At 72.1% G+C, this 25,460-nt stretch carries 22 protein-coding genes and 1 pseudogene; 11 read left to right on the forward strand and 12 right to left on the reverse strand.

Annotation, left to right across the window (positions count from 1 at the left end):
* Window positions 1–43: 43 nt before the first annotated feature.
* A complete protein-coding gene (locus ACFYPN_RS15430) occupies window positions 44–694 on the forward strand; it encodes a PadR family transcriptional regulator (protein WP_358760023.1) in 651 nt (216 codons plus the stop codon).
* Window positions 695–807: 113 nt separating this feature from the next.
* Here ACFYPN_RS15430 and ACFYPN_RS15435 read toward each other — a convergent pair whose 3' ends face one another.
* Window positions 808–1,800: a GlxA family transcriptional regulator gene (locus ACFYPN_RS15435; RefSeq protein WP_389298529.1), complete on the reverse strand. Its 993-nt coding sequence runs from the start codon at window positions 1,798–1,800 to the stop codon at window positions 808–810.
* 52 nt (window positions 1,801–1,852) lie between these two features.
* Here ACFYPN_RS15435 and ACFYPN_RS15440 point away from each other — a divergent pair, with 52 nt between their 5' ends.
* Both ACFYPN_RS15440 and ACFYPN_RS15445 read left to right on the forward strand, forming a co-directional pair.
* Window positions 1,853–2,248 carry a cupin domain-containing protein gene (locus tag ACFYPN_RS15440; RefSeq protein WP_358760027.1) on the forward strand — a complete coding sequence of 132 codons (396 nt, stop codon included), beginning with the start codon at window positions 1,853–1,855 and terminating at the stop codon, window positions 2,246–2,248.
* A gap of 66 nt (window positions 2,249–2,314) precedes the next feature.
* A complete protein-coding gene (locus ACFYPN_RS15445) occupies window positions 2,315–3,373 on the forward strand; it encodes a DMT family transporter (RefSeq protein WP_389298531.1) in 1,059 nt (352 codons plus the stop codon).
* A gap of 88 nt (window positions 3,374–3,461) precedes the next feature.
* Here ACFYPN_RS15445 and ACFYPN_RS15450 read toward each other — a convergent pair whose 3' ends face one another.
* Window positions 3,462–4,181, reverse strand: a complete 720-nt coding sequence (locus tag ACFYPN_RS15450) for a pyridoxamine 5'-phosphate oxidase family protein (RefSeq protein WP_389298980.1) — start codon at window positions 4,179–4,181, stop codon at window positions 3,462–3,464.
* 35 nt (window positions 4,182–4,216) lie between these two features.
* Here ACFYPN_RS15450 and ACFYPN_RS15455 point away from each other — a divergent pair, with 35 nt between their 5' ends.
* Entirely contained in the window at window positions 4,217–5,548 is a 1,332-nt protein-coding gene (locus tag ACFYPN_RS15455; protein WP_389298533.1) for an aminotransferase class I/II-fold pyridoxal phosphate-dependent enzyme, read from the forward strand.
* Window positions 5,549–5,559: 11 nt separating this feature from the next.
* On the opposite strand, the gene ACFYPN_RS15460 is transcribed toward ACFYPN_RS15455, so the two are convergent.
* The gene (locus tag ACFYPN_RS15460; protein ID WP_389298535.1) at window positions 5,560–6,030 is read right to left on the reverse strand and encodes a pyridoxamine 5'-phosphate oxidase family protein; all 471 of its coding nucleotides are present in this window, start codon (window positions 6,028–6,030) and stop codon (window positions 5,560–5,562) included.
* 83 nt (window positions 6,031–6,113) lie between these two features.
* Window positions 6,114–6,623, reverse strand: coding sequence for a Rieske (2Fe-2S) protein (locus ACFYPN_RS15465; protein WP_389298537.1), 510 nt, complete (start codon window positions 6,621–6,623; stop codon window positions 6,114–6,116).
* Window positions 6,624–6,851: 228 nt separating this feature from the next.
* Here ACFYPN_RS15465 and ACFYPN_RS15470 point away from each other — a divergent pair, with 228 nt between their 5' ends.
* Complete coding sequence (locus ACFYPN_RS15470) at window positions 6,852–8,477, forward strand: FAD-dependent monooxygenase (RefSeq protein WP_358760037.1); 1,626 nt, start codon at window positions 6,852–6,854, stop codon at window positions 8,475–8,477.
* Window positions 8,478–8,500: 23 nt separating this feature from the next.
* Here ACFYPN_RS15470 and ACFYPN_RS15475 read toward each other — a convergent pair whose 3' ends face one another.
* Complete coding sequence (locus ACFYPN_RS15475; protein ID WP_358760038.1) at window positions 8,501–8,662, reverse strand: hypothetical protein; 162 nt, start codon at window positions 8,660–8,662, stop codon at window positions 8,501–8,503.
* A 399-nt stretch (window positions 8,663–9,061) separates the two neighbouring features.
* On the reverse strand, window positions 9,062–10,480 hold the full coding sequence (locus tag ACFYPN_RS15480; protein WP_358760040.1) for an NAD(P)-binding domain-containing protein: 1,419 nt from the start codon (window positions 10,478–10,480) through the stop codon (window positions 9,062–9,064).
* A 275-nt stretch (window positions 10,481–10,755) separates the two neighbouring features.
* Here ACFYPN_RS15480 and ACFYPN_RS15485 point away from each other — a divergent pair, with 275 nt between their 5' ends.
* The 3 genes from ACFYPN_RS15485 to ACFYPN_RS15495 all read left to right on the forward strand — a co-directional run bounded on the left by ACFYPN_RS15485 (window position 10,756) and on the right by ACFYPN_RS15495 (window position 13,065).
* Window positions 10,756–11,130: a metalloregulator ArsR/SmtB family transcription factor gene (locus tag ACFYPN_RS15485; RefSeq protein WP_358760042.1), complete on the forward strand. Its 375-nt coding sequence runs from the start codon at window positions 10,756–10,758 to the stop codon at window positions 11,128–11,130.
* A gap of 479 nt (window positions 11,131–11,609) precedes the next feature.
* On the forward strand, window positions 11,610–12,536 hold the full coding sequence (locus ACFYPN_RS15490; protein WP_358760044.1) for a methyltransferase domain-containing protein: 927 nt from the start codon (window positions 11,610–11,612) through the stop codon (window positions 12,534–12,536).
* Between the two features lie 7 nt (window positions 12,537–12,543).
* A complete protein-coding gene (locus ACFYPN_RS15495; protein ID WP_358760045.1) occupies window positions 12,544–13,065 on the forward strand; it encodes a nuclear transport factor 2 family protein in 522 nt (173 codons plus the stop codon).
* Window positions 13,066–13,085: 20 nt separating this feature from the next.
* On the opposite strand, the pseudogene ACFYPN_RS15500 reads toward ACFYPN_RS15495, so the two are convergent.
* The 3 genes and pseudogenes from ACFYPN_RS15500 to ACFYPN_RS15510 form a co-directional block, all read right to left on the reverse strand.
* A pseudogene (locus ACFYPN_RS15500) lies at window positions 13,086–13,975 on the reverse strand (IS5 family transposase); the annotation flags it as partial.
* Between the two features lie 20 nt (window positions 13,976–13,995).
* Window positions 13,996–15,108 carry an ACR3 family arsenite efflux transporter gene (arsB, locus tag ACFYPN_RS15505; protein WP_358760047.1) on the reverse strand — a complete coding sequence of 371 codons (1,113 nt, stop codon included), beginning with the start codon at window positions 15,106–15,108 and terminating at the stop codon, window positions 13,996–13,998.
* The gene (locus tag ACFYPN_RS15510; protein WP_358760049.1) at window positions 15,105–15,413 is read right to left on the reverse strand and encodes a metalloregulator ArsR/SmtB family transcription factor; all 309 of its coding nucleotides are present in this window, start codon (window positions 15,411–15,413) and stop codon (window positions 15,105–15,107) included. The genes arsB and ACFYPN_RS15510 overlap by 4 nt, the downstream gene beginning before the upstream one ends.
* 94 nt (window positions 15,414–15,507) lie before the next feature.
* On the opposite strand from ACFYPN_RS15510, the gene ACFYPN_RS15515 reads away from it, so the two are divergent.
* Window positions 15,508–15,927, forward strand: coding sequence for an arsenate reductase ArsC (locus ACFYPN_RS15515; protein ID WP_358760051.1), 420 nt, complete (start codon window positions 15,508–15,510; stop codon window positions 15,925–15,927).
* 153 nt (window positions 15,928–16,080) lie between these two features.
* On the opposite strand, the gene ACFYPN_RS15520 is transcribed toward ACFYPN_RS15515, so the two are convergent.
* The gene (locus ACFYPN_RS15520) at window positions 16,081–17,886 is read right to left on the reverse strand and encodes a gamma-glutamyltransferase (RefSeq protein ID WP_358760053.1); all 1,806 of its coding nucleotides are present in this window, start codon (window positions 17,884–17,886) and stop codon (window positions 16,081–16,083) included.
* A 367-nt stretch (window positions 17,887–18,253) separates the two neighbouring features.
* On the opposite strand from ACFYPN_RS15520, the gene ACFYPN_RS15525 reads away from it, so the two are divergent.
* Together ACFYPN_RS15525 and ACFYPN_RS15530 are read left to right on the forward strand one after the other, a co-directional pair.
* Window positions 18,254–20,749: a glycoside hydrolase family 3 C-terminal domain-containing protein gene (locus ACFYPN_RS15525; protein ID WP_389298541.1), complete on the forward strand. Its 2,496-nt coding sequence runs from the start codon at window positions 18,254–18,256 to the stop codon at window positions 20,747–20,749.
* A gap of 22 nt (window positions 20,750–20,771) precedes the next feature.
* Window positions 20,772–21,812: a LacI family DNA-binding transcriptional regulator gene (locus tag ACFYPN_RS15530; RefSeq protein ID WP_358760057.1), complete on the forward strand. Its 1,041-nt coding sequence runs from the start codon at window positions 20,772–20,774 to the stop codon at window positions 21,810–21,812.
* A gap of 117 nt (window positions 21,813–21,929) precedes the next feature.
* Here ACFYPN_RS15530 and ACFYPN_RS15535 read toward each other — a convergent pair whose 3' ends face one another.
* Together ACFYPN_RS15535 and ACFYPN_RS15540 are read right to left on the reverse strand one after the other, a co-directional pair.
* Window positions 21,930–23,045, reverse strand: a complete 1,116-nt coding sequence (locus ACFYPN_RS15535; protein ID WP_389298543.1) for a DUF1996 domain-containing protein — start codon at window positions 23,043–23,045, stop codon at window positions 21,930–21,932.
* Between the two features lie 90 nt (window positions 23,046–23,135).
* Window positions 23,136–25,319 (reverse strand): discoidin domain-containing protein, encoded by a 2,184-nt coding sequence (locus tag ACFYPN_RS15540; protein ID WP_389298545.1) that lies wholly within the window; start codon window positions 25,317–25,319, stop codon window positions 23,136–23,138.
* Window positions 25,320–25,460 lie beyond the last annotated feature (141 nt).

The following is a 25,460-nucleotide window of genomic DNA, read 5'->3' on the forward strand; positions in this document are numbered from 1 at the left end:
CGGTACGAACGTACCGGTCCGGTAAGAACGGAAGGAGCGCGTCATGCGTTCACATGGATTCGAGAACGAGCGCGGCCGTGGCGGTCGTGGACAGGGTGGGCCCGGGCGGCCGGGCCACGGAGACTTCGACGGCCGGCGTTCCGCCTTCGGTCCCTTCGGGCCGCAGTTCGGCGGCAACAACCCCTTCGGAGGGGGCCCGTTCGGCGGGGGGCCCTTCGGCGGGGGTGGCCGCGGGCGGGGTGGCGGCCGGGGACGGGCGCGGCGCGGTGACGTGCGTGCGTCGATCCTGGCGCTGCTCAAGGACCGCCCGATGCACGGCTACGAAATGATCCAGGAGATCGGCGAGCGCAGCGGTGGGGCCTGGCGGCCCAGCCCCGGTTCGGTCTACCCGACGCTGCAACTGCTGGAGGACGAGGGCCTGATCGTCAGCGCGAGCGAGGGCGGCAAGAAGCTGTTCACGCTCACCGAGGCCGGAAGCGCGGAAGCCGAGTCCGGTCCCGACGCCCCCTGGGAGGACGCCGGCCGCGGTGTCGACTGGGAGAGCGTGAACGAGATCCGGCAGGCGGGCTTCGGTCTGATGGAGGCGTTCGGCCAGGTCTGGAAGACCGGCTCCGCCGACCAGCGCCAGAAGGCACTCGCCGTCATCAACGACGCCAAGAAGAAGCTCTACCTCATTCTCGCCGACGAGAACTGAGGCCGTGCGTACGGAGTGCCGGGGAGCGAAGGGCCTCGCGGCCGGATGGCCGCGGGGCCCTTCTCGTCGTGTCTCGTCGTACCCCTGCCGGGCTGCCTGCGCCCGTACGGGGTTCAGCCGGACGCCGGTCCGAACCGGGCTCTGTACGCCGAGGGGCTGAGCCCCGTCCCGCGGCGCATCAGGGCGCGCAGGTTGGCGGCGGTGCCGAGCCCGGTGCGTCGCGCGACGACGTCGAAGCGTGATTCCCCCCGCTCGATCAGCCGACAGGCCAGGGCGATCCGTTCCCCCGTCAGCCACGCCAGTGGCGTCGTGCCCAACTGCGCACGGAAGCGACGGTGCAGCGTCGCCGGACTGACCGCCGCCCGCGCCGCGAGCCCGGACACGGTGACGGCCGAGTCCAGGTGCTCCTGGGCCCAGGCGAGCAGGGGTGCCAGCGACTCGTCGGGCAGGTCGGGCAATGGCCGTTCCACGAACTGCTGCTGCCCACCGTCGCGGTGGGCGGCGAACACCAGCCTCCGGCTCACGGAATTGGCGATCTCCGCACCGTGGTCGCGGCGGACGATGTGGAGTCCGAGGTCGAGCGCCGCGGCGCTCCCGGCGGCGGTGAGGATGTCGCCGTCGTCCACGAACAGCACGTCCCTTTCGAAGCGTACGGCCGGGAATCGGGCCCGGAAGGCGTCGGCCCACTGCCAGTGGGCGGTGGCCCGGCGCCCGTCGAGTATCCCCGCCTCGGCCAGGGTGAACGCGCCACTGCAGAAGCCGACCAGGCGCGCACCCCGCTCGTGGGCCCGCCGGACGGCGTCGAGCACGGCCGGGCGCCGGGGCGTCCCGACGTCCGGCCGGTTCGGGACGACCAGGGTGTCCGCCGAGCGGGTCGCCTCCAGATCCTCGACTCCGGTGAGCGTGAAGAACCCGTCCCGCATCAGCGTGCGGGGAGCGGGTGAACAGAGCCTGAAATCGTACAGATCATGGCCGATCTCGGGTCTGCGCAGGCCGAAGATCTCGGTCGCGCAACCGAGTTCGAAGGGATTCGAGTTCTCGTCCACGATGACGACGACACGGTGCGGGGCGGTCTCACGGACCGCATGCGAGGATTCTTGCGGCATGTGCTATTCCTAGCACTCACGTCCCTCCTGCGGGGTCGGGAACGATGGGCCCATGAGCAACGAACCTCTCGCACTCGACAAGGCCCTGGCCTCCTTCGATGCCCTGTGGAGCCCTCGCATCGTCACGCGCGTCAACGACTACGACGTTCGCGTCGCCAAGGTCGAGGGCGAACACGTCTGGCACGCCCACGACGACACCGACGAGTTCTTCCTGGTGCTCGACGGCGAACTGCGCATCTCGCTGCGCGAGCCGGCGGGGGAGCGCACGGTCGTGCTCGCCCGAGGCGCGGTGTTCACCGTCCCCCGGGGTACGGAGCACAGGCCGTACGCCCCGACCGGTGCCGCGATCCTGCTGTTCGAGCCCACCGGGACGTCGACGGTCGGCGACCGGCACGACGAGGTACCCGCCCATGTGGACGCGACGACCGGGCACCCGCTCTCCTCCTGAAGCCCTCGGCCGGACCGGGGCCACGACAGGGGTGACCGCGTCGGTCACGCCTGACATGATGTGCCGATGCAGGCGTCTCAGGTGAGAAGTGCAGGTCTGGGACTCGCCCTGGCCTCCGCGTTGGCGTTCGGCGGTTCGGGGGTGGCGGCCAAGCCGCTCATCGAGGCGGGTCTCGATCCGCTGCACGTGGTGTGGCTCAGGGTGGCGGGCGCGGCGCTCGTCATGTCCCCCGCCGCGTGGCGGCACCGGAACCTGCTGAGGGAACGGCCCGTGCTGCTGGCCGCCTTCGGATTGTTCGCCGTCGCCGGTGTCCAGGCCTGCTACTTCGCGGCGATCTCCCGCATCCCGGTGGGTGTGGCACTCCTCGTCGAGTACCTCGCGCCCGCCCTCGTACTGGGCTGGGTCCGGTTCGTGCGACGCCGGCCGGTCACCCGCGCCGCCGTCCTCGGGGTGCTGCTCGCGGCGGCCGGCCTCGCCTGTGTCGTGGAAGTGTGGTCGGGCCTGCGCTTCGACCCCCTCGGCCTGCTGCTCGCCCTCGGGGCCGCCTGCTGCCAGGTCGGCTACTTCGTCCTTTCGGACCAGGGCGCGGAGGACGAAGGCGGCGGGGCGCGACGCGAGCCGCCCCACCCGGTGGGGGTCATCGCATACGGACTGCTGGTCGGCACCGTGCTGCTCACCCTGGTCGCCCGCCCGTGGGGCATGGACTGGTCCGTGCTCGGCTCCACCACGCGGATGAACGGCCACGGGGTGCCGGCCTGGCTCCTGCTGGCCTGGGTGGTGCTGCTGGCGACCGTGCTCGCCTACCTCACCGGGGTGGTGTCCGTACGGCTGCTCTCCCCGCAGGTGGCCGGAGTCGTCGCGTGCCTGGAGGCGGTGGTGGCGACCGTGCTCGCGTGGGTACTGCTCGGCGAGCGCCTCTCCGGCCCGCAGCTGGCCGGCGGACTCGTCGTACTGGCGGGTGCCTACATCGCCCAGTCCTCCGCCCCGAAGCCCCCCTCGGGGCCGGTGGCCTCCGGGCCGGCCGGGCCCGGTGCGCGGGGCACGGCGGCGGACGGGGGCGCGGCGGAAGACGGGGGCGCGGGGGAGGAACGCGACCGTATGCGGGCCGGCGGAGCGTCCGCCTGACGGCCGTTCGCCCCTCGCCGACCGGGGCCGCCGTGCTTCCGGTGCGGCCCCCGGTGTGTGGCCCCGCACACACAACCCTGCGTACGGTTCAGCGCGCGGCGAGGTACTCGGGGACGGGTACGGACGGGTCGAGGTCGTCGGACGGGACGGGAGTGCCGTACGTCCGGGCGACCGGCACCACGCCCGCCCAGAACGGCAGCGCGAGGTCCTCGGGAGCGTCGTTGGGGCCGCCCGTGCGGAGTTTCGCGGAGACCTCGTCCAGGTCCAGCCGGATGACCGCGGTGGCCGCGAGCTCCTTGGCGTCCGCCGGCCGTGAGTCCTGGGACCGGCCCGCGACGACCTGGTCCACGATCGCGTCGAGGGCCGTCCGCCGTTCGTCGGGGTCGGTCACGGCGTACGCGATGCCGTGCGCGACCACCGAGCGGTAGTTGATCGAGTGGTGGAAGGCGGAGCGTGCCAGGACCAGTCCGTCGACCTGGGTCACCGTCAGGCAGACCGGCAGGCCCGGGTCCGTGGCGTTCGCCAGGCGCAGCGGCCGGGAACCGGTCGAGCCGTGGATGTACAGGCGCCTCCCGACCCGGGCGTACAGCGTCGGGAGCACCACCGGAGCGCCGTCGCGGACGAAGCCGAGGTGGCAGAGGTACGAGCCGTCGAGTATCGGGTGCACGACCTCGGGGTCGTAGGAGGCGCGCTCCTTGGAGCGGGTGGGGGTGGTGCGCTCGGTCGCCACGTACGGGGCGTTGTCCGCGGCGCCGGTCCGGGCGTCCTCCGCGGGGTGGGAGTCGACGGGCGTGGCGATGTCCGGCATTGCTTCCTCCATTGCACTAGTGCATAATGCTTTTTGTGCTAGGAGAGTACATGGTCACAGGTGGACGCGCGGCGGACATTGCCGCGAGCGTGGAACGGGGGGTGGGCTCGGGTGAGCTCGCCCCCGGACAACTGCTGCCCCCTATGCGGGAGTTGGCGGCGCGGTTGGAGGTCAATCCCAACACCGTCGCCGCCGCCTACCGGACCCTGCGGGAGCGTGGGGTCATCGAGACTGCCGGACGCCGAGGCAGCCGGGTGCGCCCGCGCCCCGCCACCACCACGCGCGGATCGATGCGCATCGAGGCGCCACCGGGGGTGCAGGACGTGGGCAAGGGCAACCCCGACCCCGCGCTGCTGCCCCCACTGGCCGAGGCATTCGCCGAGGCGGTCCGGACGTCCGACGAAAACCCCGGCATGTACGGCGAGTTGCCCGTGGTGCCGGAGTTCGACGCCCTCGCGCGCGCGGCCTTCGCCGCCGACGCGGTCCCCGAGGGCGGGATCGTCGTCACCTCCGGCTCGCTGGACGCGATCGAGCGGGTACTCGCGGCCCACCTCAGGGCCGGGGACGCCGTCGGCCTCGAAGACCCCGGCTGGGGGAGCCTGTTGGACCTGATTCCCGCGATCGGACTCCGTGCCGTACCCGTCGGGGTCGACGAGGACGGGCCTCTGCCCGCAGCCGTGGAACGGGCCCTCGGCGCGGGGGTCCGGGCGCTCGTCGTCACCGCCCGCGCGCAGAATCCGACCGGAGCCGCGATCGGTGCGCGGCGGGCGGAAGAGCTGCGCACCCTGCTTGCCGCGCACCCCGAGGTCCTGCTCGTGGAGGACGACCACGGACACGCCTTCGTCGACGTCCCGCTCCACCCCCTGGCCGGGGCCACCCGGCACTGGGCGATGGTCCGATCCGTGGCCAAGGCATACGGTCCGGACCTGCGGGTCGCGGCGCTGACCGGCGACGGAGTCACCATGGACCGGGTGGCGGGGCGGCAGAGGCTGGGCCCGGGGTGGGTGAGCCGACTGCTCCAGCGCGCCGTGGTTCACCTCTGGAGCACGGGTGCCGTCGACACGGCTTCGGTCGCCCGGTCGTACGGGGAACGCCGCTCGGCGCTCGTCGCCGCCCTCGCGGATCGTGGCGTCGTCGCGTACGGACGCACCGGGATGAACGTCTGGGTGCCGGTCAGCGACGAGACCGGCGCCGTGGCCGGGCTGCTGCACGCGGGATGGGCGGTGGCGCCCGGGGCGAGGTTCCGGACGGACACACCCCAGGGGGTGCGCATCACCGTGTCACCGCTGACCCCGGACGATGTCGGCCCCCTCGCCGACGCCGTCGCCGCGGTCGCCGGCCCCGCCCGGCCGATCAGCTACGGCTAGTGCCGCGCCGGTCAGCCGAGGTCCGGGAGTTTGCGGAAGTCCCAGGAGACGACGGTGGCCGGGGTGAGGCGCAGCCAGGCGTGCCGGCCGTCGTGGGGCATGGCGTCGATCCCGAAGTACTTCACCGGGAACAGCGCTTCCACCGCCGCGAGTTCGGGGCACGGCTCCCCGGTGCGGGGTATCTCGCCCACCGGGACGGCCTCGCCCCGCAGCTCGACGCCGCGCAGTTCCCCGTACTCGTCACCGTCGTCGACGACCACCGCCACCCGCGGGTCCCGGTGCAACTGTGCCCAACGCAGGCTGCGGGTCAGCGAGTAGAGCCAGATCGAAGTGCCGTCCCACACGAACCAGAGTGCCCCGACGTGCGGGTGGCCGTCCGCGCCGACGGTGGCCACCCGGCAAGTGCGCCGCTCGGTCAGAAAGACGTCGCGTTCCTCGTCGGTCAGCATGATCCTGCGGCCTCGCCGTTGAGTGGTGGCCATGGGGCACCTTCCCGTCGTCCGAGCGGATGCTCAGGATCATCGGGTCCCCGGCGCCGTCGCGCAATGCCGGGGACCGGCCCTTCTCAGGCCAGCGTGATCGATCCGTCCGCGACCTTGATCTTCTTCGCGGGCAGGGCGACGGTCGCCGGGCCGCCCGTCGGCTCGCCCGTCGACGGATCGAAGGTCGACCGGTGGCACGGGCAGGTGATGGCTCCGTCGGTCACCCCTCTCACCGCGCAGCCCTGGTGGGTACAGGTGGACGAGAACGCCTTGAACTCCCCGGCCCTCGGCTGGGTCACCACGACGCCCTGGTCCGCGAAGACCTTGCCGCCGCCCTCCGGGACGTCACCGGTGCTGCCGAGCACCGTGCCGCTCTTCGCCCCGGAGCCGTCGGAACTGCCGGAGCCTTCGGACGCCCCGCACGCGCCGAGCGCCGCCACCGCCCCGGCCGCGCCCACCGCGGCCACCACGGCGCGTCTGCCGGGCCGGAATCCGTGGCCCTGCGGTTCACGGTCCTGAGCGGTGCCAGTGGTGCCAGTGGTGCCAGTGGTGCCAGTCGTGCCCGTGCTGCTCGTCGTGCCCGTGGTGCTCATGCCGGGTCATTCCCTCCGTCGTACTGCGGGCTGGACCCCGGGAACGTACCGGCCCCGGTCCGCGTTCCGGAACGGCCGCCACTCACAGGTTCGGCCCGCCCGCGCCGGTGGCCCACCCGTGCTCCGGTGCCCCGTTCCGGTGCTCCCGGCGGGGCAGGGGTCGCCCGGGGACGGTGCCGGGGCGACGATGGAAGGGAATCCCGGGGGCTCTGTGGGACGGGAGTGGACGTGGTGCGTACCGATGTGCTGATCGTGGGCGCGGGGCCGGTCGGCCTGACCGCCGCACTGGAACTCCGCCGCCGGGGCATCGCCTGCCGGGTGATCGACAGACTGCAGGCCCCGGTTCCACACGCGAAGGCGGTCGGAATCCAGCCGAGGACCTTCGAGCTGTGGGACCGCGCGGGGGTGATCGACGACGCCCTGGACGCCGCCGTCCCGATGCGCGGCCAACTCGCCTACGTCAACGGCGAGGAGCAGGGCCGTATCGACCTGGAACTTCCCGCCGACATCCCGTACACCTTCGCCGCGTTGCCCCAGTACGAGACCGAGCGCATACTCACCGCGCACCTGGAACGGCACGGCACGTCCGTCGAGCGCGGCACCGAGCTGATCTCCTTCGTCCAGGACGGCGGTGGCGTGTGGAGCAGCGTCCTGACGGCGTCCGGCGCCACCCGGGACATCAGGTCCCGCTACCTCGTCGGGTGCGACGGGGCGCACAGCGCGGTCCGCAAGGGGCTCGGGCTCACCTTCGAGGGCGGTGCGTTCGCCGAGGAGTACATGCTGGCGGACGTGGAGACCGACTGGAGCCTGCCCGCGGGGTACGGGGTCCGCTCGACGCACCTCGGCGACGACGGCAAGCCCGACGATCTGCTCGTCTGCATCCCGCTGCCCGGCCGCTCGCGCTACCGGATGTCGATGCTGGTGCCGCCCGGACTCTCCACGGCGGACGGCCCGCCCGGCCACGTCGCGCACGGAGCGCAGGAGGGCCCGCACCCCGGACTCGCCCATGTCCAGGAGGTCGTGGACCGGCTCGCCCCCGAACCCGCCACGGTCTCCGAGATGCGCTGGTCCTCCGTGTTCCGCATCAGCCACCGCATCGTGGACCGTTACGGCGAGGGCCGGGTGTTCGTCGCCGGGGACGCCGCGCACATCCACCCGCCGACCGGCGCCCAGGGCATGAACACCGGCATTCAGGACGCCGTCAACCTCGCCTGGAAACTGGCGTTGGCGACGGCCGGCCTCACCGCGCCGTCGCTGCTGGAGAGTTACGACGCCGAGCGCAGACCGGTGGGGGAGGAGGTCGTCGGCCGCACCGTACGGCACGCCACGGGAGGCGGCGTGCGGCCCGGTCCCGACGACCCGGCCACCCTCATGCTGCGTGAGGCCCAACTCCTCGTCGGCTACCGGGACGGCCCGCTCACCGGAGCGCTCTCCGGAGCCGCCGACGCCCCCGACTCCGGTGACCGCGCACCCGACTGCGGAGGGCTCCTCGGACCGCTCGCAACCTACCCGGTCAGGCTCTTCGACCTGCTGCGGCGCGCACCCGACCACATGCTGGTGCTCTACGGGCCGGACACCGCGACGCTGGACCGGTTCGGCGGAGCGGTGGCCGAGGTCTCCCACCGCTCGCACGGCCGGGTGCCCGTCGTCGCGGTACTCGGCACCGGCGGCCGCACGGACGGGAACACCAGGGTCCCGGTGTGGAGCGACAGCCGGGAGGAGTTCCGCCGGATCTACCGCGCCGAACGGCCCACGGGCTTCCTCGTCCGCCCGGACGGATACCTCGCCCTGCGCTGTGAACCGGAGGGTGCGCCGGAGTTGGCCGCCTACCTCTCCCGGGTGCTGCGTACCTGACCGCCGCCACACATGACGGAGAGTCAGTCCCCGGGGTAACTCACGATCGTCTGGGTGAGGGCGGGGTAGTCGTGGGTGGAGTAGTAGTGGCTGCTCAGCCCGGAGAACCGGGCCGTGTCTCCCGTACCCAGCAGATGCGGCACATCGTCCACCACGAGCGTCACACTGCCGGACAGGACCGTCACGTAGCTTATGGGTGTCCAGGAAGTGGACGTGAAAGTCCGACAAAAGACATGAAAGAGTGAGGAGTCTGCCCCTGAGGGCGCTGCCGCGAGGTGCGCTGACGGCCCGTACGGGTCGAGCCCCGCGTGATCCGAGGGGCAGGCCGAACCGGGGAGTGGAGAGTGGAGGGCGAGGTGCCGCGGGAGGCGGTGGCCAGGACGAGCTCGCGAGGGTGCGGGAGCGGCGCTCGCCAGGAATTCGTCGCGGCGCCCCGGCACCTCGGCGCCCCGGCACTCGGCACCTCGGCACCTCGGCACCTCGGCACCCGGCACCCCGTGCGGGGGTACGCGCTTCGGTGCCGCGTGGGCCGCCACCCGACCCCCGTGCGGGTCGCGGCCCTGAGTGCTGGGTGTCGAGGCCGGTCAGGAGCCGCAGCAGCCGCCTGCCGGGGCCTCGTCCTCGGCGGTGGTGGCCGGTACGCCGACGCCGAGTCGGACCAGGGCGGGTTCCGGTGCCGCACAGCAGCCGCCGCCGTCGGTCTGCGCGCCGTCGGGGGCGGTGGTGGGGGCGTCGAAGAGTCCGGCGCCCCCGCAGACTCCGGTTTCGGGGAGGGTGAGTTCGACGCGGTCGGCGGCTTCGAGGTCACCGGCGAGGGCGGCGGCGACGGAGCGGACCTGCTCGTATCCGGTCATGGCCAGGAAAGTGGGGGCGCGGCCGTAGGACTTCATGCCGACCAGGTAGACCCCGGATTCCGGGTGGGAGAGCTCGCGGTGCCCGTGGGGGTAGACGGTGCCGCAGGAGTGCTGGTTGGGATCGATCAGAGGGGCCAGTGCGGTCGGGGCCTGGAGGCGCTCGTCGAGGCCGAGGCGGAGCTCGTTCAGGAAGCTGAGGTCGGGGCGGAAGCCGGTCAGCACGATGACCTCGTCGACCGGTTCCAGTCGGTGCCCGTCTTCGCCGACCAGGACCAGGCGGTCGTCCGCGTCACGTTCGACGGCCTCCGTGCGGAAGCCGGTGACCGCGTCCGCGTGGCCGTCGTCGACGGCGGCCTTCGCCGCGAGTCCGAGGGCGCCGCGGGCGGGGAGCTGGTCGGCGCTGCCGCCGCCGAAGGTGGAGCCGGAAATGCCCCGACGCAGGACCCAGACGCCCTTCGTTCCCGTGCCGTCGGTCGACCTCGCGAGGTCGGCGAGTTGGGCGAGCGCGGTGAAGGCGGAGGCGCCGGAACCGATGACGGCGGTGCGGCGGCCCGCGTAACGGGCGCGGACGGCCGGGTCCTTGAGGTCGGGGACGCGGTAGGTGATCCGGTCGGCGGCGCTCTTCTCGCCGAGGGCCGGCAGTCCGCTGCCGCCGGCGGGGGACGGGGTGGCCCAGGTGCCGGAGGCGTCGATGACGGCGCGGGCGTAGACGCGTTCCTCCCGGCCGTCGGTGCGGGTGAGGTGCACGACGAAGGGCTGCTGGTCGCGTTCGGCGTCCACGATCCGGTCGCGGCCGGTGCGCGAGACCCCGGTGACCCGTGCGCCGAGGCGTACGCGGCCGCCGAGGACGTCCGCGAGCGGCTGGAGGTACAGCTCGGCCCAGTCGCCGCCCGAGGGGTAGGTGTCCGGGTCTGGCCGGGTCCAGCCGGTGGGAGCGAGGAGTTTCTCCGCAGCGGGGTCGACCAGCTCGCCCCAGGTCGAGAAGAGACGTACGTGTGCCCAGTCGCGCACCGCGGCGCCGGCGGTGGCCCCGGCTTCCAGGACCAGGGGCTCGATGCCGCGGCCGATCAGGTGGGCGGCGGCGGCCAGACCGACGGGTCCGGCTCCGATCACGACGACGGGCGGTGCGGTGGTGGCGGGCGCGTTCACGACGGCGGCTCCTTGCGTGATTCGACATCTGTCGATGACTTGCGCAGTCCAGCATGGCATCTGATTCGATGAGCGTCAACATAGATGGATGTCGAAACCGGGGGGGGCGGGGGTGCGCGGGCCTGCTGGTCGTCGGCGGCGAGCTCGCGCGCCCTGCCGAAGTGCCCGCGCGAGGCGAGCCGCGACGTGGGGGGTGTCGCGCGGTGGTCGGCACCCGATCGGCTTAGGAGCGGCGACCCCGGGCCAACTGGTTCGACGTGTGTCAACATAGACGTATGTCGAATGCCAAGGTGCTGCCGCTGATCGAGTCCGCCGACGGCCGGGGCGTGGTGCCGTGCTGCCCGCCGCTGACCGAGCGCCCGATGTCCGCCGAGGAGGCACAGACGGCCTCCCGGATGTTCAAGGCGCTCGGCGACCCGGTGCGCCTGCGGCTGTTCTCCGCCGTGGCGTCGCACGAGGGCGGGGAGGCGTGCGTCTGCGACATCTCCGACGTCGGAGTCTCCCAGCCCACGGTGTCCCACCACCTCAAGAAGCTGAAGGAGGCCGGGCTGCTGGCGTCGGAGCGGCGTGGCACCTGGGTCTACTACCGGGTCGAGCCTTCGGTCCTCGCCGGGATGGGACGGCTGCTGGCGACGCCCGCCGCGGCCTGAGCGGCCCCTGAAGGCGAGGTGGGACGCGGAGGTGGCCGGCGGGGGCGGCACGTGACGTCGTCCACCGAGTGGTGAGTGTCCGAGCGAGTAATCGTCACGTCCTGTGGACGAGCTGGTGTGCCGCATGACCGAGCCGAGGATGGCCGCCCGGTTCTGGCCGGGACGGTGGTCGGGGGTGCGAGGGTGTCGTCATGTTGATCGTGATGGCGGGCTGCCCGGTACGGGGAAGAGTTCGGTGGCTGAGGTGTTGGGGCGGAGGCTGGCTGCTCCGAGCAGCGGCAGGACCTCGGTGACCTCACAGAACCTTTCGCAAGGGACGCCCTCCGCCTCGCGCCCCTGATCCACAGGTCTTGAGCACTGTTCTGTCTGAACACGCGTCCTTCTCGCGTGCGGGGACTGCCGGGATGACCGCAGGTTCCAAGCGAGCTTTTCCGACGGAAGGACGGCCGTGCCATTGGCCTGCGGCGTACGTTGGGTGAGTGACGACCACCGCACCGCAAGAGGTGTTTCTGCAGGCGTTCCACGCCGCGTACCCGGCAGTGACCGCGGAGGCGTTCGGCCGTGGCCATGCTCCGGACGGCCGGTCAAGCTACGAGATCTTGTGCGATCAGGTGGCTGGAAGCATGCGCGTACTGGACCTTGGCTGCGGCGATGGTCTCCTGCTCGAGTTGCTGGCCCGCAAGGCCGGGAGACAACTCGCGGGAGTGGACCTGTCCTCGCACTCTCTGGCGCTGGCGCGACGTCGACCGGCGCTCTCCGCAGCGAAGCTGGAAGAGGGCCGAGCGCAGGAACTCCCTTTCGCCGACGACAGTTTCGACGCCTGCGTTTCCCACATGGCGCTGATGCTGATGAGCGAGATCGAGCAGGTCGCGGCCGAGATCGCCCGGGTGTTGTCTCCCGGTGGGGTTCTGGCCTGTGTGGTGGGAGGCGGGGCCGTAGGCGGCGAGGCTTATGAACGGTTCCTCACGCTGTTGCGGCGCACGATCGAGGAGACGCCGGCCTCGCAGCGGATCCCGGCTTTGGGGGACAGAAGGACACGGAGTCGTGAGGGGCTCGACGAAGTCCTCGAACCAGCAGGCTTCGCGGCGGTGGGCTGGGAGACCGTCCCCATCGATCTGAGCGGACCGGTGGAGCAGGTATGGGCTGCGGTTTCCAGCCTTTATGATCTTGGCCCGCTCGATCGTGCGACTGTGGAGCGGTTGCGTACGGCCTTCTTTGCCGAGGTGAGAGACATGACGACGTCGGATGGGCTCGTCCCGTGCGCCTTCAAGATCTGTCTCGCCACGACGCGACTGCGTGAGGGCGTGTCCGGCGGATCATGTTCGAAGCCACGACGCCTGGCGCGGTCTCTTGACGGCGACGGGGGAGGGAACGTCTTGACCTCAAGCGCGGTTGAGGCCGAATGATCGAGCCATGAACGAGATGACGAGCACAACGAATCTCCGGGACCACTTCGAGATCACCACCCTCATCAGCGGCTTCTTCCGCACCATGGACGAGCGGCGGTTCGACGAGGGTTGGCCCGGGGCCTACTTCACTGATGATCTGCGGACGACGACGCCGCTCGGTGTGGCCGAAGGTGCCGACGCGGTGCGCCACGTGGAGGAGGCCACCGGCCGGTTCGCCGCCACCCTGCACATCTCCTCCGACGTCCTCGTCCAGGCCGAACCGGGCGCGCGGACGGCCCATGCCTCTTGGAATGCCCACATGACCCACGTCCATCTGGACTCCACGCTCCGAGCAAGGGGCGAGAGTGCCAACCCCCTCTTCACAGTGGGCGGAATCTACGAGGGGAACTTCCGACGCACCGACAGCGGTTGGCGCATCGACCGCATGTCCGTGCGGGCCGTCTGGACCACAGGTGAGCCGCCTGTCCTGCCGGAGGAGACCGCCATCCGTATCACGGAACTGACCGGCGCCCAGGCATCGAGCTGAGCCCGCCGGCTCATGGGCGGGAGCCAGAGCCGGATCGAGGCGAGGGTGACGGTGTCGTGGAAGATGTGGGCGCGCTGGTCATATCTCGTCGCCACGGCCCGCGAGTTCTTCAGCGCGTTGATCGTCCGCGCGACCTCGTCCCTACGCTTGTGGATCGTCTTGTGGAAACCGATGGGCCGGCCGCCCTCGCTGCCACGGCGCTTGCGGTTGGCCCGCTGGTTCTGCGGTTCGGGGATGGTTTTCTCCGTCCGGCATCGGCGCAGGTAGCGGCGGTTGCGGTGGGAGGAGTGGGCCCTATCGCCGCCGAGATGGTCCGGCCGGGTGCGCGGGTGCGCGGGTGCGCGGGTGCCCGCCGCCCAGTCGGCCGACTCGGATGCGGTCGAGGATCGGGAAGCTGCGGGGCGTCTCCCCACTGACCCGGAGTAATCAGCAGGGCCAAAGGGCGGCGTCCGCCCTCACCGGCGAGGTGGATCTTGCAGGTCACACCGCCCCGGGAGCGTCCGAGTCCCTCCTCGGGGCGGTGCTGCGGAGGCGTCCGCCTATTTCCCGCCAGGCGCGGCGGCCTCTTGCGGGCCCCGGCGGCGTGCTGGTGGGCCCGGCAGGAGGTGGAGTCCATGCTCACCGTCGACCAGCCGATGCGGCCTTCCGAGTCGGCGTCGGCCAGGACAGCCGCACAGACTTGGTCCCATGTGCCGTCCGCCGACCAGTGTCGGTGTCGCTCGTACGCAGTCTTCCACGGACCGAATCGTGCAGGTGGTTGATGAAGAGGCGGGGCAGTGGCGGAGTAGTAACGCGCTCCGGGGAGTCGTGGCGGGCGACGAGCGGGATCTTGCCGCCCGTCACCACCTCCGCGGCTCCAGCAGCGGAGGTGGCAGCCGGCAATGAGCCCGCCCCGCCACCGCCGGCCCACCACCCCGCCGATCCGCTGCGTCAGGGAGCGGTCGTCACCGCGTCGGCGGCGAACCTGCGGCGCCAGGCGAGCGCGACGTACACGAGCCCGATCAGGACGGGCACCTCGATCAGCGGGCCGACGACGCCGGAGAGGGCCTGGCCGGAGGTGACGCCGAACGTGGCGATCGCGACCGCGATGGCCAGTTCGAAGTTGTTCCCGGCGGCCGTGAACGCGAGCGTGGCGGTGCGGTCGTACGCGAGGCCGAGGCCCTTGCCGAGGAGGAAGCTTCCGAAGAACATGATCGCGAAGTAGACCAGCAGCGGCAGCGCGATCCGTACGACGTCCAGCGGCTGGGAGGTGATCGTCTTCCCCTGGAGTGCGAACAGGACGACGATCGTGAACAGCAGCCCGTACAGCGCCCAGGGGCCGATCCTCGGCAGGAAGCGCTGCTCGTACTTCTCCCGTCCCAGCTTCCCCTCGCCGACGCGGCGGGTGAGGAACCCGGCGAGCAGGGGGATGCCGAGGAAGACGACGACGTTCAGCGCGATGTGCCAGACGGGTACGTCGAGGCCCTGGCCGTCGCCCAGGCCGAGCCACTGGGGCAGCAGGTCGAGGTAGAACCAGCCGAGCAGGCCGAAGGCGATGACCTGGAACACGCTGTTGAGAGCGACGAGGACGGCGGCGGCCTCCCGGTCGCCGCAGGCGAGGTCATTCCAGATGATGACCATGGCGATGCAGCGGGCGAGGCCCACGACGATCAGCCCGGTGCGGTACTCGGGGAGATCCGGCAGGAAGATCCACGCCAGCGCGAACATGACCGCGGGCCCGACGATCCAGTTGATGACCAGGGAGGAGACCATCAGCTTCTTGTCGCCGGTCACGCGGTCGAGCCGGTCGTAGCGGACCTTCGCGAGCACCGGGTACATCATCACGAGCAGGCCGAGCGCGATCGGCAGGGAGACCCCGCCCACCTCGATCTTCGCGAGCGCGTCGTCCATGCCCGGGACGAGGCGGCCCAGGCCCAGGCCGACGGCCATGGCGAGCAGGATCCACACCGCGAGGTAGCGGTCGAGGGTGGAGAGCTTGCGGACGACCGAGTCGTCCCCGGTCGGACCGGCGTCCCGGGCGGTGGTGGGCTCGGTGGAGGTCACGGGCAGGCCCTCTTGTTCTCGTAGGCGGTACGGGCGGACGCGGCGAGCGCGGCGAACTGCTCGGACAACCCGGCCAGGACCTCGGGTCGCAGCTTGTAATAGGTGTAGCGGCCGCACGGCTCGGTCTCCACGACACCGGCCTCGCGCAGGATCTTCATGTGGTTGGAGAGGTTGGTCTGCTTGGCTCCGGTCTCCTCCACGAGGTGAGTGGTGCAGAGCGTCTCGCGGGCCAGCAGGGTCACGATCTTCAGGCGGAGTGGATCGCCCAGAACTCGCATCACATCAGGATCGACTGAAGTCAGCATGCACTGATACTTTCACATCATGGTTCGCTGATACCAGCGGGCGCTGAAGTGACTGGCGGCCACCGCCGTCGTGCGACGAGAGAGAACGATCACCATGGCCGAGTCCGGCAAGCCGTCCGTCCTGTTCGTCTGTGTCCACAACGCCGGCCGTTCCCAGATGGCCGCCGCATGGCTGGCCCACCTGGCCGGAGACCGCGTCGAGGTCCGCTCCGCCGGCTCGAACCCGGGCGCCGCCGTCAACCCGGCCGCGGTCGAGGCGATGGCCGAGGTCGGCATCGACATCTCCGCCGAGAAACCGAAGATCCTCACCGTCGACGCGGTCCACGAGTCCGACGTCTGCATCACGATGGGCTGCGGCGACACCTGCCCCGTCTTCCCCGGCAAGCGCTACCTCGACTGGACGCTGGAGGACCCCGCCGGCCAGGGCGTCGCCGCCGTCCGCCCGATCCGCGACGAGATCAAGACCCTGGTCGAGGGTCTGATCGCCGAGATCGCCCCGGCACGGACGGCTTGATCGTCCCCGAGCGGACGGCGTGAATCGCCTGGCAGCGGACGGTGTGAGCGAGCTGTGCGGCGCCCTCCATGCGACCGGGGCAACCGGGAGCGGCGACCGAAGGGATCAGCGGCCGAAGGGATCAGCAGCCAGAGGGATCAGCGGCCAGAGGGATCAGCGGCCGACCGCGTAGCCCTGCATGCCGCGCGGGTTGGCCGCGGCGGAGAGCACGCCCGTACCGGGGTCGCGGGCGACCGCGCAGAGCCGGCCCTCCGACCAGGCGTCCCCGACCGTGACGTCGTGGCCCCGGCGGCGCAGTTCCTCCACGACCCCCGCGTCCATGCCCTCCTCCGCGGTGACGCTGCCGGGGCGCATCCCGCGCGGGTAGAACGACCCCGGGAAGCTGTCGTTGTGCCAGTTGGGGGCGTCGACCGCGCCCTGCAGGTCGAGCCCGCCGCGCACCCGGTCGCGCAGCACGACGGCGAGGAAGAAGTGGATCTGCCACTGGTCCTGCTGATCACCACCGGGGGTACCGAAGGCCAGTACCGGGACACCGTCGCGCAGGGCGAGGGACGGTGTGAGGGTGGTGCGGGGGCGGCGGCCCGGGGTGAGGGTGTTGGGCAGACCCTCGTCCAGCCACGCCATCTGCAGCCGGGTTCCGAGGGGGAAGCCCAGCTCCGGTATGACGGGGTTGGACTGGAGCCAGCCACCGCTCGGCGTCGCCGAGATCATGTTGCCCCACCGGTCGACGACGTCGACGTGGCAGGTGTCGCCGCGGGTGGCGCCGTCCCTGGCGACGGTCGGCTCCCCGACCCCGGCGGCGGCGAGGCCCATGGCGTCGAAGCCCGGCTCTCCGGCGGCGACCGCGAGGGCGTGCGCGCTGAGAACCGGCGTACGGCCGTCGGGGCTGCCCGGACGCAGCTCCCGTGAGGCCCGGTCGGTGATCAGGGTGCGGCGCCGGGCGTTGTACTCGGGGGAGAGCAGGGTGCCCAGGGGCACCTCGGCGGCGTCCCCGTACCAGGCCTCCCGGTCGGCCATGGCGAGCTTGCAGCCCTCGATGAGCAGGTGCGTGTACTCGGCGGAGCCGTACGCGGGCAGCTCCTCGGGGAGCAGGGCGAGCTGCTGGAGGAAGGACGGACCCTGGCTCCAGCCGGCGGCCTTGGCGAGGGTCCAGCCGTTCCACTCGTAGGTGGCGGGGGCCTCGTACGACGCGGACCAGCCGGCCACGTCGGCGGCGGTCAGCGTGCCGGTGTGCAGGGTCCCGGTGGTGTCCATGGTGGGTGTGGCGGCCTGCCGGACCATCGCCTCCGCGATGAAGCCCTCACGCCAGACGGTCCGTGCGGCCTCGATCTGCGCGACCCGGTTCCCGCCGCCCGCCTTCTCGGCCTCTGCGAGGAGCCGGCGCCAGGTGGCGGCGAGCGCGGGGTTGCGGAAGAGCTTGCCCGGCTCGGGGGACGTACCGCCGGGCAGGTAGACCTCGGCGGAGGTCTTCCACTCGTTCTCGAAGAGCTCCCGGACGGTCTCGACGGTCTGCCCGAGGCGCTCGACGGGAGCGTGGCCGTCCTCCGCGTACCCGATCGCGTACCGCAGCACCTCGGCGAGGGTACGGGTGCCGTGGTCGCGCAGCAGCACCATCCAGGCGTCGAACGCACCGGGGACGGCGGCGGCCAGCGGACCGGTGCCGGGCACCAGCTCCAGACCGAGGGAACGGTAGTGGGCGGCGCTCGCCCCGGCGGGGGCGGACCCCTGGCCGCACAGCACCCGCACGCCGCCGTCCCGGGGTGCCAGGATGATCGGCACCTCGCCGGCGGGGCCGTTGAGGTGGGGCTCGACGACGTGCAGGACGAAGCCCGCGGCGACGGCGCCGTCGAAGGCGTTGCCGCCGTCCTCCAGGACCGCCATCGCGGACTGCGAGGCGAGCCAGTGGGTGGAGGACACCATGCCGAAGGTGCCCTGGAGGGTCGGGCGGGTGGTGAACATGGATGCGGCTCCTTGCTGCGGCATGCGGGTGCGGCTGCGCGAGCGGTGCTCGGATGGTGGTGCGCGGAGGATACGGCGGCGGGCGCGGCGGCTGCTACGGAGTTGTCGTGTCCGGGGGCGTCCCGTCGTCCGCGACCTGTGGCAGGAGACCTGCCGGCCGCCGGGAAGCCCGCGCAGCGGGGGCGCCTCCGTACGCGAGCCGTCGCCGTCCCCGTACGGCGATTCCCGCGCGCCCGAGGTGTCGTCCAGCGTCCTTCCCGGCGTCCCTCCCGGCGTCCTTGCGCGTTGACACGCGAGGGCCTTTTGGCGATGCTCTGGGAGAGCGCTCTCCACGCCCTGCGGGGAACGCCTCGCGAGGGGGAACTCGGTGACGCAGGAAGAAATCGCCCGGCTGCTCGACAAGTTGGACCCGCGCCAGAAGGTTCGCCTGCTCACCGGCGCGACCACCTGGCGCACCGCGGACGAGCCCGCCGTGGGGCTGCGCCCGATGACGATGTCGGACGGGCCGGCCGGGGTGCGCGGCGAGAGCTGGGACGAGCGGAACACCTCCGCGCTGCTCCCGTCCGCGTCGGCCGTCGGCGCGATGTGGGACGAGGACCTGGCCGAGCGCCTGGGGGCCCTGCTCGCCGTCGAGGCGAAGGCCAAGGGCGTGGACGTCGTGCTGGCGCCCACCCTCAACCTGCACCGGTCCCCACTGGGCGGGCGCCACTTCGAGTGCTACTCCGAGGACCCCGAGCTGACCGCCCGCACCGGCGCCGCCCTGATCCGGGGCATCCAGGCGCACGGCGTCGCCGCGACCGCCAAGCACTACGTCGCCAACGACTCCGAGACGGACCGCCTCACCGTCTCCGTCGACCTCGACGAGCGCACCCTGCGCGAGGTCTACCTCCTCCCGTTCGAGGCCGCCGTGCGGGCGGCCCGGGTACGGGTGGTGATGTGCGGCTACAACGCCGTCAACGGCACCACGCTGGCCGAGAGCCCGCTGCTGGCACGGCCGCTCAAGGAGGAGTGGGGATTCGACGGCGTCCTCGTCTCCGACTGGGGCGCGGTCCGCTCCACCGTCCCCACCGCCCTCGCCGCCCTGGACCTGGCGATGCCCGGCCCCGAGAGCCCCTGGGACAACCGTCTCGGCCGGGCGATCGAGGACGGGCGTGTCCCCATGGCCGCGGTCGACGAGAAGGTGACCAGACTGCTGCGGCTCGCCGACCGGGTCGGCGCGCTCCACCGCTCCGCTCCGACGGATCCGGCGCCCTCCCCGGGGCCCGTGGTGGAACCGGAGGAGCCGGGCGCCCTGCTGCGCCGTGCGGTCGCGGCCGGGTGCGTGCTCCTCGGCAACCGGGGTGTGCTGCCCCTCGACCCGGCCTCGCTCACCTCCCTCGCGGTGATCGGCGCGCAGGCGGCGGACCCCCGGGTGCAGGGCGGCGGCAGCGCCGGCGTCCACCCCCGGCACGTCTCCACGCCGCTCGGCGCCTTCCGCGAGACCCTCGCTCCCACCGTCCGGGTCGTGCACGCCCCCGGCCCGGCCCTGGGCGCACCCCCCTTCCTCGGCGGCCCCGGGTGCCACGACCCGCGCGACGGCCGGCCCGGTACGCTGCTGCGGGTGCTCGCCGCGGACGGCGCCGAACTGTACGCGGGACACCGGGAGTCGGGGCGGCAGATCGAGCCGCCCCTGCCGCCCGGCGCGCACACCGTGGAGATCAGCGCGCGGCTGCTGCCCGCCGCGGGCGGCACCTGGACCTTCGGCGTCGGCGGCTTCGGCCGGATGAGCCTCACGGTCGACGGCACGCCGCTGGTCGACGGGGTGTTCCCGCGCGAGACGGACGACCCGGCGGTGGTGCACGTCAACCCGCCGAGCCAGTACGGGGAGATCGCCCTCACCGCCGGGCGGCCCGCGCTGGTCGTGGCCCGCCGTGAGCTCGCCGAGGAGACCGGACGCGCCATCCTCGTGACGGCCGCGCCGCCGCGGCCCGACCGTGCGACCGCCCTGGCGGAAGCGGTGGACGCCGCCCGCTCGGCGGACGCGGCCGTCGTGTTCGTGGGCACCACCCAGGACAGCGAGTCGGAGGGGCACGACCGGACCACCCTCGCGCTCCCCGGCGACCAGGACGCCCTCGTCCGCGCGGTGATCGCCGCCCAGCCGCGTACCGTCGTCATCGTCAACTCCGGGGGACCGGTGGAGATGCCGTGGCGCGAGGATGCTCCCGCCGTCCTGCTTGCCTGGTTCCCCGGGCAGGAGGCGGGGACCGGACTGGCCGACGTGCTGTTCGGCGCCGCCGAACCGGGCGGCCGGCTGCCGACCACCTGGCCGGCCATCCTCGCCGACGCGCCGGTCAGCGCCACGCGGCCGGTGGACGGCGTGCTGCGGTACGCCGAGGGCCCGCACATCGGCCACCGGGCCTGGCTGCGTGAACACCGCGCCCCCGCCTACTGGTTCGGCCACGGACTCGGTTACACGACGTGGGGGTACGAGAGCGCGTCCGTCACCCCGTCAACGGAGACGGCCGACGAGGAGACCGCCTTCACGGTCTCCGTACGGCTCCGCAACACCGGCGGCCGGCGGGGCCGGGAGGTCGTGCAGGTGTACCTGGCCAGGCCCGGCTCGGCGGTGGAACGCCCCGTACGGTGGCTGGCCGGATACGCGTCCGTCGAAGCCGCACCCGGCGAGACCGTCACCGCCGCCGTACGCGTGCCGCACCGCGCCCTGCACCACTGGTCCCCGCGGGAACGCGGCTGGCTCACCGAGCCGGGTACGTACGAGGTGCACGCGGGGCCCAGCGCCGGGCGACTGCCCCTGGTCGCCTCCGTGGAGATCCGCTCCACGGGAGACGGCCGCTTCCTCGGAGAGCGCTTCCCCGGCCACTGAGCTCCGCCGGTAGGGTACCGGCATGACCAGACGCGCCCCCAGGCTCGAAGACGTCGCGCGGGAGGCGGGCGTCTCCCGCGCCACCGTGTCCCGCGTGGTCAACGGCATCCGCAACGTGGACCCCGCCATCCAGGACGCGGTACGGGATGCCATCGCGCGGACCGGCTACGCCCCCAACGGTGCCGCCCGGGCCCTGGTGACCCGGCGGGCCCGGACCCTGGCCCTCGTGGTCTCCGGGGCGGGGGACGACTCCGAGGACGGCCAGAACGTCTTCGCCACGCAGGCGCTGGCCGACCCCTTCTTCGGCCGGGTGGTCAGCGGGGTCGTCGGCTTCCTCCGGCCCCGCTCGATGTACCCGGTGCTGATGTTCGCGGAGACGGACGCCGCCCGGCACGACGTGGTGGAGTACCTCCGGCAGGGCCGGGCGGACGGCGCGCTGATCTTCTCCACGCACGCCGAGGACCCGCTGCCCGCGCTCCTCGCGGCCGAGCGGCTGCCGTGCGTGCTCTTCGCCCGCCCCGGGGTCGCCGCCCCCGTGACCTACGTGGACCTGGCGCACCGGGACGGCGCCCGGCTGGCCGCCGAACACCTGCTGTCCCGTGGATGCCGACGCGTCGCCACCATCACCGGACCGCTGGACCTGCCGGCCGCGCAGGACCGGCTGGCCGGGTTCCGGGAGACGATGGAACGCCACGGCCACCCGTACGTACCCGTCGCCGAGGGCGGGTTCACCGCCGACAGCGGGGCGTCCGCCCTCCGCCGCCTGCTACGTGAACACCCGCTGATCGACGGTGTGTTCGCCGCCAACGACGTCATGGCCCGAGGCGTCTGCGACGCCCTGCGGGAGCTTGGCCGCAGGGTGCCCGAGGACGTCGCGGTCGTCGGATTCGACGACTCCAGCGTCGCGACCGCCGCCGAACCGGCGCTCACCACGGTCCGCCAGCCGATGGAGGAGATGGCGGCCCGCATGGCGTGCCTGCTGCAGGAGGAGATCGAGGGGACGCGGACCGAACCCACCGCCGTCATCTTCGACCCCGAACTCGTGGTGCGCGCCTCGGCGTAGCGGCGTCTCCACCAGGAAGGTGCGCCACCGCTCCGACCCGGCCCGTCCCGCAGCGGGGCGGGAAACGGGACGGACCGGGGGCTCACGGGTGGAGCGGGCCGGTACGGGTCAGTACCCCTAGGGCAGGCGGTACTCCGCGTTCAGCGCTGCGCCGGCCTCCGGGTGGTTCTGGTCCCAGCCGCGGGCGTCGCACTGCAGACCACCGACGATGCAGTGGTCCACCATCGCCCGGAGCGTCGGCTCGTTCCACGCGTTGAAGAAGTCGTAGTGGAAGGAGTACCCGCGCCCGCTCGCCAGCCTGACCTGCGACATGTCGCCGCTCACGGGAAACGCCATCTTGAACTCGACCATCGGCAGCGCCACCGGGTGGTCGGCCGGGCAGACGTTGTCGTTGGTGCCGGGCTTCACGACCGGATACGCCATGTGGGCCTGGTGGTTCGGCGTGTCCAGGTGCAGCCCGTCCCAGCAACTGGGCGCCTGCATCCGGATGTTGAGCTGACTACCGGCCGGGCAGGTGGCCGGGAAGTCGATGTTCCCAAAGCTCTCCCCGCACTCCCAGCCCTCCACCCAGCCCTTGAGCGCGCGGAACTGGTCCGCGCTCTGCAGCGGACTTCCCACGACGTAGCGCAGCCCCTTCGGGAAGGGACGGACGCTGGTGTAGTCGGTCACGCCCGCCTTGTAGTAGATGACCTGCGGACCGGTCGGCAGGATCTTGGTGTCGCCCTTGAAGAGGGACGGCATCCAGTACGCCGAGGAGTCGCCGGGCACCTTGCAGGTCGTGTTGCCGCCGTACAGCGAGGCGGTCACGCTCTGGGAGTTGGTCGTCGTGTTGCCCATGAAGGTGTGGTCGTGGGACGCGCCGGCCTGGCCGGGGAAGACGATCGGGTCGTCCGGCGCGGTGTGGGTGACCGAACAGTTCGCCTGGAACTCGTGGAAGTAGCGCGGCGCGGGCGTCCCCCACGACGGGGTCACCCCCGTGACGGGCGGGACGGCGGGGATGTAGCCGTCTCCGTCCACGTCGTCCGCCGACGCTGCCGAGGCGGCTGCGGCGACGTGCCCCATGTGGGGTGAGTCCGCCGTGCTCGCGCCCGCCACGACGGTGGCGGACGACGCGGCGGGAGCGCCCGCGGTCAGGGTCGATCCGACGCCGAGGAGGGTGGCGGCCAGAGCCGTGCCGACCAGGATCGCCGAGAGCCTTCTCGCGGCGCCCTTCTGGTTCTTCGTGCCTTTCATGGAGTGCCTCTCCGCTGGAGGGGGGTGGGATGCCGCCGGTGCCCGTCCGGCACCGGCGGCACGGAGGAGGGGGAGTGCGACGCCGGTCCGTCAGGCGTACACGCCGAATTCGTGCAGTGAGTAACCCCAGCCCGTGCCACGGGCCTTGAGCGCGAGGCGGACGTGGCGGGCCGTCTGCCCGAGGGCGATGGTGTCGATGTCACCGTTGCCGGTGGTGGTCGTGAACACGGTGCGCCAGGTGGTGCCGTCGTCGGAGAGCTGCACCTCGTAGGCGGATGCGAAAGCCGGATCCCACAGGAGCTGGAGCGTCCGCAGCGCTGTACGCGCCCCCAGGTCGACCTGGATGGACTGCGGATCGCTCCAGTCGCTCGCCCACCGGGTGACCGGGTTGCCGTCCGTGGCCATCGCCGGGGTGCAGGGGCAGTCGCCGTACGACGCCTGCGAGGAGGAGGCCGTCGTCGGCTTGTTCAGCGCCACGTTGGTGCCGTCCACCGACGGCGCCACCACCTTCACCGACTTCGTCTCGAAGCCCGCGTTCCCATGCCCGTCCTCCGCACGGATGTAGACCTTCCAGACGCCCAGCTTCTCGGGCGCCGTCACGGCGAAGGTGCCGTTCCCGGTGGACCGCCACGCGGCCTCCACCAGCGCCTTGTCACCGGTGGCGTAGTTCCCGCTGAGGAAGATCTTGTATGTCACCGGGTCGTTGTCCGGGTCACGGACGTCCGCGCGGACGGTGAACTCCTTCCCGGCCGGGGCCGCCGACGCCGGGGTGACGGTCATGTTGCTGATCACCGGGGGCGTGTTGTCCCCGGCGGTCGAGCCGGCGTACGCCTGCTTCACCGCGTAGTACGAGAGCCGTTTGAACCCGCCGGGCAGCAGGTTGAACCAGATCCCGCCGAAGTCGTGCTCGGTGCCGTAGTGGAACATCGTGGCACCGAGCGCCACCCCCCGGTGGGCGGTGATGCAGTTCCACGCGTTGGTGTACCCCGCGGCGGTCTGCACGTCGGTCTTCTGCTCCGGGATGCCGTTCGCGTCGTTCGCGACCTCCCACTCACCGGCCGGACCGGTCTCCGTGATGATGTAGGGCTTGGTGTAACCGCCCGCCACCCAGTCGCGCTGCACGTTGCAGACGTCGCCGTAGGAGTTCATCGAGTACAGGTCGAGGTCGGGCGAATTGCGCTTGTAGTACGGCCAGGCGCCCGTCCACGCGTCGGTCGAGGTCACCGGGTGGTCCGGGTCGATCGAGTGGATCTTCTTCGCGACATCGTTGACGAAGGTGGTGTACGCGTTGCGCTGCGCCTCCAGCTCCGTACCGCTGTAGCAGTTCTGGAGGCCGAGTACCGACTCGTTGCCGACGTTCCACATCAGGGTCGCCGGGTGCGACTTGTAGGCGTCCACCCACTTGGCGAACTCCGCCAGCGAGTCGTTCTTGTAGGTGGTGTCCGTGACGTAGTTGACGCAGCCGCCACTGCCCGGGCCGCCGCCGGGCTGCAGCCAGAAGCCGTTGATGATCCGGATGCCGTTGGCCGCCGCGGCGTCGAGCAGCGGCTTGGTCGAACCGTCGGTGCCCCAGGTGCGGATGGTGTTGACGCCCATGGACTTCACGTCCGGCAGGTACTTGGGGGAGTCGGCGACGGAGGGGCCCCAGGTGAGGCCCTTCACGGTGTAGGGCTGACCGCCCACCTGCAACTGCCAGCTCCCCTGCGATCCGGTGACCTTCACCGCGCCCCCGGTGGCCGGCGGGGTGGTGGTGCCGGTGCTGCCGTAGACCTGGAACTCCCAGAGCGAGTAGCCGTAGCCGCCGGCCCGCTGGGTGCCGAGCATCCGTACGTACCGGCCGGAACCGGAGAGGGTGAGATCGTCCGTGCCGCCGTCGCCCTGGGGGACCGTACGCAGGCTCCGCCAGTCGGTGCCGTTGTCGGACGCCTGGATCTCGTACGACTTGCCGTAAGCGGACTCCCAGGTCAGGACGGCCCGGCTGAGGTTCACGGTGGCGCCCAGGTCGATCTGGATCCACTGCGGATCGCTCCACTGGCTCGCCCACCGGGTACCCGTGAGGTTGCCGTCGACCGCCGCCGCGGCGGAGTAGCCGTCGCCCTCCGCCGAGGAGGCGGTGGCGGGCCGGCCCTGTGACAGCAGGGTGTCGGCGGCCGAGGCGCCCGGCGCCGTGAGGAGGGTGAGAGAGGACGCGACGAGGGCGCCGAGTGCGGCGAGTGAGACGAATCGACGTCCGGCGCGCGGGCGGCCGGAAACAGCGTGAGGTGGTCTGAACACGTGGGCTCCTGACGGGTGCTGAGGGGAGACCGGCTTCCCGTAGCCGGCTCGGAGAGCGCTCTCCGAGAGTGTCGCGGGGGCGTGTCCCTGTCAATGTGTGCGCGCGACCTCTGTGTCGATGACCGATGTTCCTGCGGGCGA

Origin of the sequence: Streptomyces sp. NPDC005576 (assembly GCF_042871745.1) — a bacterium.
GTDB lineage: Bacteria > Actinomycetota > Actinomycetes > Streptomycetales > Streptomycetaceae > Streptomyces.

What these genes read in the sequence shown, in the direction of transcription:
- ACFYPN_RS15430 (WP_358760023.1), top strand. Translation starts at nt 44, where the DNA reads ATGCGTTCACATGGATTCGAGAACGAGCGCGGCCGTGGCGGTCGTGGA.
- ACFYPN_RS15435 (WP_389298529.1), bottom strand. Translation starts at nt 1,800, where the DNA reads ATGCCGCAAGAATCCTCGCATGCGGTCCGTGAGACCGCCCCGCACCGT.
- ACFYPN_RS15440 (WP_358760027.1), top strand. Translation starts at nt 1,853, where the DNA reads ATGAGCAACGAACCTCTCGCACTCGACAAGGCCCTGGCCTCCTTCGAT.
- ACFYPN_RS15445 (WP_389298531.1), top strand. Translation starts at nt 2,315, where the DNA reads ATGCAGGCGTCTCAGGTGAGAAGTGCAGGTCTGGGACTCGCCCTGGCC.
- ACFYPN_RS15450 (WP_389298980.1), bottom strand. Translation starts at nt 4,181, where the DNA reads ATGCCGGACATCGCCACGCCCGTCGACTCCCACCCCGCGGAGGACGCC.
- ACFYPN_RS15460 (WP_389298535.1), bottom strand. Translation starts at nt 6,030, where the DNA reads ATGGCCACCACTCAACGGCGAGGCCGCAGGATCATGCTGACCGACGAG.
- ACFYPN_RS15465 (WP_389298537.1), bottom strand. Translation starts at nt 6,623, where the DNA reads ATGAGCACCACGGGCACGACGAGCAGCACGGGCACGACTGGCACCACT.
- ACFYPN_RS15485 (WP_358760042.1), top strand. Translation starts at nt 10,756, where the DNA reads ATGTCGAATGCCAAGGTGCTGCCGCTGATCGAGTCCGCCGACGGCCGG.
- ACFYPN_RS15495 (WP_358760045.1), top strand. Translation starts at nt 12,544, where the DNA reads ATGAACGAGATGACGAGCACAACGAATCTCCGGGACCACTTCGAGATC.
- ACFYPN_RS15510 (WP_358760049.1), bottom strand. Translation starts at nt 15,413, where the DNA reads ATGCTGACTTCAGTCGATCCTGATGTGATGCGAGTTCTGGGCGATCCA.
- ACFYPN_RS15515 (WP_358760051.1), top strand. Translation starts at nt 15,508, where the DNA reads ATGGCCGAGTCCGGCAAGCCGTCCGTCCTGTTCGTCTGTGTCCACAAC.
- ACFYPN_RS15520 (WP_358760053.1), bottom strand. Translation starts at nt 17,886, where the DNA reads ATGTTCACCACCCGCCCGACCCTCCAGGGCACCTTCGGCATGGTGTCC.
- ACFYPN_RS15530 (WP_358760057.1), top strand. Translation starts at nt 20,772, where the DNA reads ATGACCAGACGCGCCCCCAGGCTCGAAGACGTCGCGCGGGAGGCGGGC.
- ACFYPN_RS15535 (WP_389298543.1), bottom strand. Translation starts at nt 23,045, where the DNA reads ATGAAAGGCACGAAGAACCAGAAGGGCGCCGCGAGAAGGCTCTCGGCG.